This window comes from Chamaesiphon sp. VAR_69_metabat_338 (assembly GCF_031423935.1).
Taxonomy (GTDB): domain Bacteria; phylum Cyanobacteriota; class Cyanobacteriia; order Cyanobacteriales; family Chamaesiphonaceae; genus Chamaesiphon.
On the sequence record NZ_JANPGM010000117.1, the window covers coordinates 1 to 9,735 of the forward strand.

Annotated in this window: 10 protein-coding genes; 4 read left to right on the forward strand and 6 right to left on the reverse strand. The window is 48.0% G+C overall.

All coding sequences use genetic code 11. The annotated features are described in order from the left end of the window. On the forward strand, positions 1-692 hold a 692-nt coding region (locus RMO84_RS03375), incomplete at its 5' end, for an insulinase family protein (protein WP_310487036.1). 78 nt (positions 693-770) lie between these two features. Here RMO84_RS03375 and RMO84_RS03380 read toward each other — a convergent pair. The 3 genes from RMO84_RS03380 to RMO84_RS03390 form a co-directional block, all read right to left on the reverse strand. Beyond that, positions 771-1,112 (reverse strand): hypothetical protein, encoded by a 342-nt coding sequence (locus tag RMO84_RS03380; RefSeq protein WP_310487037.1) that lies wholly within the window; start codon positions 1,110-1,112, stop codon positions 771-773. A gap of 79 nt (positions 1,113-1,191) precedes the next feature. Then, positions 1,192-2,709, reverse strand: a complete 1,518-nt coding sequence (locus tag RMO84_RS03385) for a SagB/ThcOx family dehydrogenase (protein WP_310487038.1) — start codon at positions 2,707-2,709, stop codon at positions 1,192-1,194. A gap of 152 nt (positions 2,710-2,861) precedes the next feature. Next, complete coding sequence (locus RMO84_RS03390) at positions 2,862-3,398, reverse strand: hypothetical protein (protein WP_310487039.1); 537 nt, start codon at positions 3,396-3,398, stop codon at positions 2,862-2,864. 154 nt (positions 3,399-3,552) lie between these two features. Between RMO84_RS03390 and RMO84_RS03395 the strand changes: the two genes are divergently transcribed. Beyond that, positions 3,553-4,119 (forward strand): hypothetical protein, encoded by a 567-nt coding sequence (locus tag RMO84_RS03395; RefSeq protein WP_310487040.1) that lies wholly within the window; start codon positions 3,553-3,555, stop codon positions 4,117-4,119. 190 nt (positions 4,120-4,309) lie between these two features. Here the strand turns inward: RMO84_RS03395 and hemC are convergent, their stop codons facing one another. After that, positions 4,310-5,314: a hydroxymethylbilane synthase gene (gene hemC, locus RMO84_RS03400; RefSeq protein WP_310487041.1), complete on the reverse strand. Its 1,005-nt coding sequence runs from the start codon at positions 5,312-5,314 to the stop codon at positions 4,310-4,312. A 237-nt stretch (positions 5,315-5,551) separates the two neighbouring features. Between hemC and RMO84_RS03405 the strand changes: the two genes are divergently transcribed. Together RMO84_RS03405 and RMO84_RS03410 are read left to right on the forward strand one after the other, a co-directional pair. Next, complete coding sequence (locus RMO84_RS03405; protein ID WP_310487042.1) at positions 5,552-6,907, forward strand: ATP-binding protein; 1,356 nt, start codon at positions 5,552-5,554, stop codon at positions 6,905-6,907. A gap of 37 nt (positions 6,908-6,944) precedes the next feature. Next, positions 6,945-7,460, forward strand: a complete 516-nt coding sequence (locus tag RMO84_RS03410; protein WP_310487043.1) for a COP23 domain-containing protein — start codon at positions 6,945-6,947, stop codon at positions 7,458-7,460. Between the two features lie 100 nt (positions 7,461-7,560). Here the strand turns inward: RMO84_RS03410 and RMO84_RS03415 are convergent, their stop codons facing one another. Both RMO84_RS03415 and ebsA read right to left on the reverse strand, forming a co-directional pair. Beyond that, complete coding sequence (locus RMO84_RS03415; RefSeq protein WP_310487044.1) at positions 7,561-8,685, reverse strand: phosphotransacetylase family protein; 1,125 nt, start codon at positions 8,683-8,685, stop codon at positions 7,561-7,563. A 420-nt stretch (positions 8,686-9,105) separates the two neighbouring features. Further along, positions 9,106-9,489, reverse strand: a complete 384-nt coding sequence (gene ebsA / locus RMO84_RS03420; RefSeq protein ID WP_310487045.1) for a type IV pilus biogenesis protein EbsA — start codon at positions 9,487-9,489, stop codon at positions 9,106-9,108. Between the last annotated feature and the right edge of the window lie 246 nt (positions 9,490-9,735).

The window sequence follows — 9,735 nt, forward strand, 5'->3', positions numbered from 1 at the left end:
CTGTTGGCAATCTTCCCGTTGAAGAGTTAATCGATATCATCTCCGATGGTTTTGCCTCCCAAAGTGGGAGTATCCCTACCGCCGAATTTGTCGGCAGAAAAGCTCAACCCACGCCCGAACCTGCCTTTGCGCGGATCGTCCGCAAAGAACACATCGATCCGAGTTTGCAACAAGCCAGATTGATTATGGTGTGGCGCGTCCCTGGATTGATGCAGTTGGCGGAAACTTACCCGCTCGATATCTTGGCCGCGATCCTCAGCTCCGGACGCACGTCCCGCTTGGTTAAGGAACTACGTGAAGAACGCCAACTGGTGAATAATATCAGCGTGAGTAATATGAGCAACCGAATTCAGGGCTTATTCTATCTGAGTGCCCAGTTGCCAAGCGAACATCTCGCCCAAGTCGAGCAAATTATTACCCAGCATATTTTCCAGCTCCAAACTGCCCTCGTTACCGATGCCGAACTCAGTCGCATCCGCCGTCAAGTTGCCAATCGCTATATTTTTGGCACGGAAACTCCGAGCGATCGCGCCGATCTGTACGGTTATTATCGATCGGTAGTCGGCGATCTGGCTCCCGCACTCAACTATCCCCAGCAGATTCAAGCGGTCGATGCCAATACGCTCCAACTCGCCGCTCGTCAATATCTATCGCCCAGTGCCTATGGCATAGTTACAGTCAAACCGGAGTAGAAGTGACGGGAGACTGCTAGAAACCCGACTTCTTCAAGAAGTCGGGTTTCTGTCCTCATACGTTGCTAGTGGCAATATCTATTTAATAACTTTTACAGTTTTAACTTGTAATGGCTGTCCGACTTGGCAAATAGTCACCATATCTGACTTGGCGACGCCACTAACTTGCACTCTAGTCCCATCAATTTTCGGGAATTTACCCATCAATTCGTATTTTTTACCGTTATCCGCCGCCAGTTGATAACAGGTGCCCTCTACAGCCAATTTTTTAATCGTACCAGTCAGATTGACTGTTGCTGGCTTGACGGGCGTTGCGCCAGGTGATGTATTTGCCAATACCGGTAACAGTGGTAGCAATAGTCCGATCGCTAAAATTGCCCCAATTACCGCAACCCAAGTTTTAGTTAGTTTAGTCATCATGATTCAGCTCCGATTTCGATCGATATTAACAATTATGCATTCCAAAATCTAGACGTAAAGCTGCCGACTTTAGCTCCGGTTAGGCGGGACGGCCTAATGTCGTAATGTACAACACAGCTTCATCTTCAGGAATCCCCAATACTTCATTAACGCGATCGTCAAAAAAGCCCGCAATCCCACTGACTCCAACTTCTAGCCCAATTGCTGCTAGATTGATTCTTTGCCCTAAATGTCCGGCATCTAAATGCAAATAACGGTAGGCGCGATCGCCATATTTTTGCACCGCCATGTTGAGATCTGCGGTATGAAAAATTGCCGCCCCCGCATCGCGACCTAGTTCTTGTCCCAAGCAGAGATAATGCAACTCTTGACGAAAGTTTTTGAAACGAATTTGGCGGAGTTCTTGAGCTTTGGGTGCATAGTAATAACAGCCTTCGTCCAATCCTTGGACGCCAGACACGGCGATAAATGTTTCGATTAAACTCAGATCGAAATAGTCGGGACTGGGATCTAAATTTTGCTCGGCATAGTGACGGGGATGATAAGTAAAGTCTAAAATCTGCTTGAGTTCGTCGATCGTTAATTCTGCCCCCGTATAGGCACGCGTCGATCGCCGTTTGAGCATGGTATTTTCTAAGCGAGCCAGAGGGATATTATCTTGCCAATCGATCGGGTTAGTTTGAGTCGAAATCTTTAGACAAAACGGAAAATTATACTTATCATCTAATTTAACTGGATCGATATCTGACGTGTTGGCTGGCAACTGTCTAAATTGAGTAATTTCAGTCATCTGATGACAGTTTTTCAACAGTTGTCCATCGGGAAGATCTGCATATTCGAGGTTGATTCGCGAAGGCAATGCCGTTGGAAAAGCGGCGATTGTCGCATCGGGATGTGCGTCGATATCTACCAATGGAATAACGCAAATAGTCCCTTCTTGCTCTGGATTGAGATATAGCAATTCATCGATCTGTCGATCGATAAAACCGCCAACAAAATAAGGTCGAAACCCATTCATCGCCCCAGCTAATTCGATATTTCCGAGTAAGTGTCCGGTATCTAAAAAGATGCGGCGATAAGCTCGATCTTGATATCGCCATGCCGATCGATAAAATACCGCAGTTGTAATTGCCGCTAAATCGGCAACCATTAAAGCTGGATGCCCAAAACACGCGCCTTGAACGTGTTGCCACACATCATTCGCCCAAAAGTGGATCAAGGTATGATCTTTGACTTGGTAGTTATATAGTCCCGCCGGTAAGAAACTAGTTCCTTTCGACACTAAATAAATCTCCGCTGGATACAGTCCCCCTGCCGATGGTGCCGATCGCAAATACATCGGCTCGCCCATAGTTTTAATTCGCGCTGTTAACCCATAACTGCACAATAAAAACAATGATAATCGCTGCCACCAATAACTCTCATTATCCTGTTTAGTCGATTGTAAATAGGGTTTGAGGTCGTAAACAGTGCCGATTTTATATTCTTTATACGATAATGGTTGGGTGCTCCAGTCCAAGCCCTGACTCTTGGAGGCGATCGTGTCTGGATCGTACTTGGTACGCTGATGATAATACTGGGCAAATGAGTCAACCATAAGAATTATCGATCGTATAGGGCGGGGAGCGGGGAGTGGATAGAATATTGTAGGGTGTGTTATCACGAAGCGTAACGCACCGAAGGGAATAGAAGAGAATTAAATCTTGAGTTCCGATCGATCTTAATAAATGCTCTTTAAAACAACCACTATTAGCCTAGATCGATCGCCGTCCAAATTGTCCAGGTATCGGTCAATAATAGAAAGCCAGTCAGGACGAGCAGAGCGAAATACATCCAGGGTTGGGCGAGGGGATAGACATCGGTGGTATCGATCGATGTTGCTGCTTGAATGAGCTGTACCAATCGATTGAAGCCAGCAACTCGCATCGGTAATAAAAATCCCGCACCATGGCGATCGATTAAATAATAAACCGCGCCTCCTTGTCCGGTCGTTCGCATTTTTAATTCTTTAATATCGCTCCAAGCCAGCGTCCAACTTTTAATCAAAAAAGTCGGTACCCAAGCGGGATAGTTCACTGCGATCTCGCGATCGTCTACGACAACTCGCTGACTCAAAGCACCTTGCAAAGCAATAAATCCCAACCCAATGCCTACCCACAACAACCAGGCGGGTACTACCGCTTGGGTAAATGTCGCCAAAAAAGGCAGCGGAATGAGCAAAGAAAGATACAACAGACTCAACGTTATCCGAATCAGTGGTGAAATGTAAAAGATCCGATCTGTCATGGGCTGGTAATAGTTTGGTAATGTCCCTACTTATATTTGTAACTGCTTTTGCGATCGATGGTATAAGTCGATCGGCGGAGTGGCTGTAGAATTGAATACCGGAATCCTACTACAATAACTTGTAGATTGTCTCTAGTTTCGATCTTGTCTGCCGATGATTAAATCTTTATTTTCTAAACTTAGTCTTGTGAGTGCGATCGCGCTGATTTCCCTGCCTGTAGTAGCTACAGCCGCACCCACAGATTCCACCCCAGTTGCAACCGAACAACCAGCTAGCATTCCCAACCAAGCGGCGACCGCACCACCCACCATTGCCAGCCTAGATGCGACACTACAACAACATCCCGAAGATCTAGATGCTAGACTCCAACGCGGCATCTTGCACGCCCAACTCGCACAAAATATCCCCGCGATCGTCGATTATACCGAAGTAATTCGCCTCGACCCTAATCACGCGCTGGCTTACAACAACCGCGCTGCCGTCAAAGTCAATATGCGTGACTACTGGGGTGCCTATCTCGACTACTCTCAAGTCGTCCGCATTTTGCCCGACAAAGCAATTACCTACAACAATCGTGCCTTTGCCCGCCATCGCTTTGGCGACTGCAAAGGTGCGATCGCCGATTTACGCATCGCCGCAGAGTTATTTAGGTTACAAGGCGATCCTGTCAATCAGCAGCGCGCGCTGGCGAATTTGAAGGTTTTTCAGCGGAAGCGGTAGGGGGAGTTGGGAGTTGGGAGTGACGGAGTTGGGAGTTGGGAGTGACGGAGTTGCGGCTCGCGCCGCCTTTTTCATTGATATTGAAGAGTAAGTTTATCGTCAAAGAAAACCTGACGCACTTACCCTGATATGCCGTCGGCATATTCACTCCATCACTCCATCACTCCATCACTCCCAACTCCCAACTATTTCAACCATTCGTCTGCTCGTCTAACACCTTCTTCAATCCGTCGCGCCGGACTAATTCAAAGATTTCGTCAAGGATAGTTTGCGCGCCCTGAGAGCGGAGTAAATGCGCGAGATCTTTGCCAATTTGTTCGGCGTTGGTGGCTAAACCAGTAATTTTGTCGGTGACAAAACGTTGACCGTCGAGACTCGATACCATCCCGACTAAGGTGAGATTGTCGCCATCGATCGTCGTATTCACACCGATCGGTACTTGGCACCCACCTTCTAACTCTCGCAAAAAGGCGCGTTCGGCATAGCAGCGGTAGGCTGTCGGTTGATGCTGCAAGGATTGGATTACCGCCAGAACTTCCGGATCTTCCGTCCGACATTCGATCCCAAGTGCCCCTTGTCCGACCGCATGGAGCGACAACTCAGCTGGAATGAGCTGGTGAATGCGATCGCTAAAATCCAGGCGTTGTAAGCCCGCTGCGGCCAAAATCAGCGCATCGTATTCACCCGCATCCAACTTCGCCAAGCGCGTATTGACATTTCCCCGCACATCTTTGAATGCAAAGTGGGGAAAATGATGGCGGAGCTGGGCTAATCGCCGCAGTGAGGAGGTACCGATGACCGCACCTGCTGGCAGGGTTTGAAGCTGTGCGCCAGCGTGTTTGGCATTGACAACTAGTGCATCGGCGGGGTTTTCTCGTTCGGTAATACAACCGAGCATCAAACCTTCTGGTAAATTGGTGGGGAGGTCTTTGAGTGAGTGGACGGCTAGATCTGCCGATCGATCCAAGATTTTGACTTCCAACTCTTTGGTAAACAACCCTTTATCACCGATTTTTGCCAGCGGCACATCGAGAATTTTGTCCCCTTGGGTACTCATCATCTCGACTTCAAAGGTGCGATCTGGAAAGTGCTTCTGCAACTCGGCTTGCACCCAATGGGTTTGCACCAGTGCCAGTTGACTTTTCCGCGAAGCGATGCGGATGGTTTGCTTAGAATTAGTAATATCGGCAGACATATATATAAAAAAGCGATTGTTAATTTAGCGCATATAAATACCTCATCTAGGATACAGCGACTAGCGATCGGTTGCTAGCGATCGCCATATTACCTTCGCATAATTAAAAAAAACCCCCGATCGACCCCAACTAAAATCATATAAAAAACCAAGCAACCAAACTAAATTAATCCACTATCCACTATCCACTATCCCCTATCCCCTATCCCCTACCCTCTATCCCCTATCCCCTAATTTATGAATTCCTCCCACCAAGACCGACACACTGCCGAACTCCATCAGATGCAGCGAGCGGTTGCCGGATTGCTACTGTATCAAGATGTGTTAGCTGGCGAAGTCGGGATTGCGCTAATTGAATTACTCCAAGCGATCGCCAATGGGGACAGATCTCAGGGCAATGCCCTGATTTGTCTGACTGCCTACGGACGTTTTTTCAAAGCTTTGGCAGCGGCAAATTGTAGTTGGGAAGAATATGCGATCGAGCAATTATTGGCAGCTGAAAATCCATTTAGCCTCATCGCCCAAAATATTGAATTTGACAACTCGATCGAATCACGCCAAAAACAGTTATCACCAACTTTGTTAACTGCCGCGCGGCAAGATCTCGAAGCTTTATATATCCTCTACACCTGCGGACAGTATATCCCGAGCTGGGTCGAGCAAATCGGTGGCCGACCCGTCTGCTGGCTAGAATGCAGTATTGACAAGCATCAATCGGCGATCGTCGCTGCCCTGCGCTGTCAAAACTGGGGTGAGTTAGTTGCAGATCTGGCCCGATATTATCAACAGCATGGAGTTGGTGTTTTTGGTACATATCGCGCTTTTAGATGGCAAGAGCGACCGATCGGCATCCCTCATCCAGATCGCATTCATCTCGACGATCTAATTGGTTACGATCTCCAAAAAAACGCCCTAATTCAGAATACTAAATCTTTACTCGCAGGTAAGCCCGCCCTAAATATTTTGTTGTATGGTGGCAAAGGTACTGGCAAATCATCCCTAATTAAAGGCTTATTAAACTATTTCCCCGATAGCCAACTGCGACTGGTAGAAGTAAGTAAATCGGCGATGATAAATTTACCGACGATCCTCGATCGCTTGACCGATTTACCCCAAAAATTTATCATTTTTATCGACGATCTATCCTTTGAAGCTGATGATGAAGCATTTAAAGCCCTCAAAGTAGTTTTAGAAGGCAGCATTATCGCCAGACCATCAAATGTGGTCGTCTACGCCACGTCCAATCGCCGTCATTTGGTCAGAGAATATTTCGCCGATCGACCCAGACCCCAAGATGCCGACGAGATTCAGATGTGGGATACCGTCCAAGAAAAATTATCCTTTAGCGATCGCTTTGGGATTACACTCACATTTGAACCCGCCGACCAACCGAAATATCTCGAAATCGTCCATCATCTAGCAACTTCAGCACAATTGCCGATCGATCGTGACGACCTCGAAAAACGTGCTTTACAATGGGCAACACGACACAATGGGCGATCTGGGCGCACCGCGCGGCAATTTATCGATTATCTACTGGGTGAATCGGTCGATTCATCTTCCCAACCCATTCGGAACATTGGGATAAGATAGTGTTTCTGTTATTTAGTAATCGATCGAAGAATATAATATGAAATTATTAAAAATCGCTACCCTGGTCACGATCGTCACTATGGCTGGCAGTAGCAGCTTCTTTGCCGAATCCAGTCAGGCGTTGACTGCTACTACCAACTTTGTCTGTGGCAAAGCCGACGGTATTCCCGCAACTGTGGCTAGAACCAAAAAAGGTGATATCCCGATCGTGATTTGGCGATCGGAAGACCTCAGCGAGTCAGGATTTACCCCACAAGTTCGCTGCCGCCAAGTCTCGGCGAGGTTTCAATCGATGTATCGTAGCGGCCAGTTAAAATACATTACCGCTGGGGTGCTCAATAATCTGCCCGTCATCTGTGCGACGACCAAAGTCAACACTGATTGTAGTTCCCAAAATCTGTTGTACACGCTCAAGTCCAATTCCGATCCGCAACAAGTCATCAAACGACTGAGTGCCATCCGCAATCGCTCCACCAATAGAAGTTTGGAAGAAAGTGCCTCACTTCCTTCTACAACGACTATCGAGTTGGATTGGTTGAATGAGGAGAATTAGGTTTTGGGTAGAGGGTAGAGGGTAGAGGGTAGAGAAGAGTGGATAGAGAGTTTGGATACAGGCGTCCTTATATCTCCCACTCCCCTGTCCCCTAGTCTCCCTAACCGACGCCTAAGAGTGAGATCAGGCGATCGATCTCGCAGTGGTTGCCAAATAGCTCGCGGGCGCAATTGATTTTGATGGTTTCTTGGAGTCGGACTTGACCGAAGGCGCGATCGATGATTTCGACAGTGGTGAGCGTATCCAAATCTACCGAGAGAATGGGGATTTCTAGGTCTTCAGCGCGGCAGACGATAAAAGTTTGCGGTGCTAAACGTCCGGTCAAAATCAAGCACTGTGTAGAGGTTTCTAGCGCGGCTAGTTGAATGTCAGCGCGATCTCCACCAGTGACGACGGCCATGTTATTGCCCCGTCGAAAATATTCTAAAGCCGAGTTGACATTCATCGCCCCGATCGACAGGCTCTCGACCATCAGATCCAGCTTGTCGGGACGACACAAAATTTCCGCATCGAGTTTTTCGACGAGTTGCTTGACCGTCACACTCCGCAATAAGCCATTGCGATGCACTACCCCAAAGACGGGGATCCCAGCACCTTCGAGAAAGGGCACCAACGTGTCCTGGACGGCCTCTACCCGATCGCGCGGCACGTCATTGATGATGCACCCCAAGAGCCGACTCCCAAGCTGCTGCTGCGCCGATAAGAGCAGATCGATGCTAGAGAGGGGATGATAACGATTGACCAGCAATACTCCGGCATCGAGATCGGCGGCTACCTGGGCAGTTGACAAACCGAATAAACTCCCTTCATGGAGATTGGCTCCACCTTCGAGAATGACTAACTGTCCGGGAAGCCGGACATTTTCCTGGAGTAATTGGGCATAGTTGCGGACATCGGTACCATTAAGCCTGTCGATCGTGCTTGCTGCATCGAGTACCAACACTGGCTGCCCCAATCGATCTGTGGGTAAAGCTAGTGCTTCGGCCATTAGTTGGATGTCGCTAGCGATCGTCGTTGCTGATGGTTGGGCGGCAATTAGCGGCTCCGCAGCGACGCGATCGGGAGTACTCCTAGTCACTACTGGTTGCGCGTAAGCAATCTCAATCCCTTTTTCCTGTAATCGAGCGGCAACGCCCAAAATTGCTGCCGATTTGCCACTACATGCTTCCGTCGAAGCCACCAGCAAGTATTTCATGTCCATCCCTACGCACTTACCCTCAGTCATTTATAACGATGTAACTCAATAATCAGTAGTACCCATCGGCAACCAGCCCTAGCAGACGATCTCCAGATCGATTCGATCTGGTTTGGGAACAGACAAGATTGGTAGATTAAAATCGATCTTGGATTCAGCGAGTGACAAAAGCTCGATTAACTCGATCTTTATCGATCGCCTAATCTGGGTTGCCCGCGATTGCAATGACTAAAATTAGGGATCGAGATGTTCCTGGCTGTTCCCGATGCGCAGCACTAGTTGGTGTCTGGCTTACCGTTGCAGCCAAGTGGGCTTGATGATGCTATTTCCATCAGTTTATAGCAAAAGTACTGCCAAAAGTTAGGATAATTGGCAGCTCCAAGCTCGATCGAGCGGGTTTCCATACTAGTCGCAATGCTAGATTGCGTGCTTACTGAGGCTCGGCTGGAGTTATTCTTCCATTTTCATCAGTTTGTGATAGAAATACTGAGGAAAGTCTGGATTATTGGTATCGCGGATGTTAATTAGCCAGTCAATGAGATAACCGATTAACTCGGAATTCATCAAATTGATCTCGTAGGTGAGGTCGGAATTATCATCAAACATCATCGTACATCTGGTGAGATCGCCAGGGAGGTTCTGGACGGCCCAATTGATGACGTAAGGAATTTTTTCGCCACCTTCGATCGATCGATGACCGCCGAGTCCGCCTTTATGATAGAGCGCGATCGCTTTTGGCAAAACATTGCGTTTGGCCATAGATTTCATAAAGTATGGGGCGTACAGATTCACTTTATCGGGCGTTGCCGGAGTGATTTCATCAAATAAGTTCATCGATCTAGGGATTAGGGGTAGAGAGTTGGGAGTTGGGAGTGACTGAGCTTAGTATTCACCATTCTGAATCGATATTTACGATCGAGCCAAAAAAAACCGGCTTCTCGCAAGAAGCCGGTTTGGTTAATAAGGATGACTATTTAGTCTCAGAGAATTCTGCATCGATGACATCATCGCCACCACCAGTCGTACCACCACCAGGCGGCGTACCAGCATCGGCATCATCGCCACCACCGTCACCAGTTG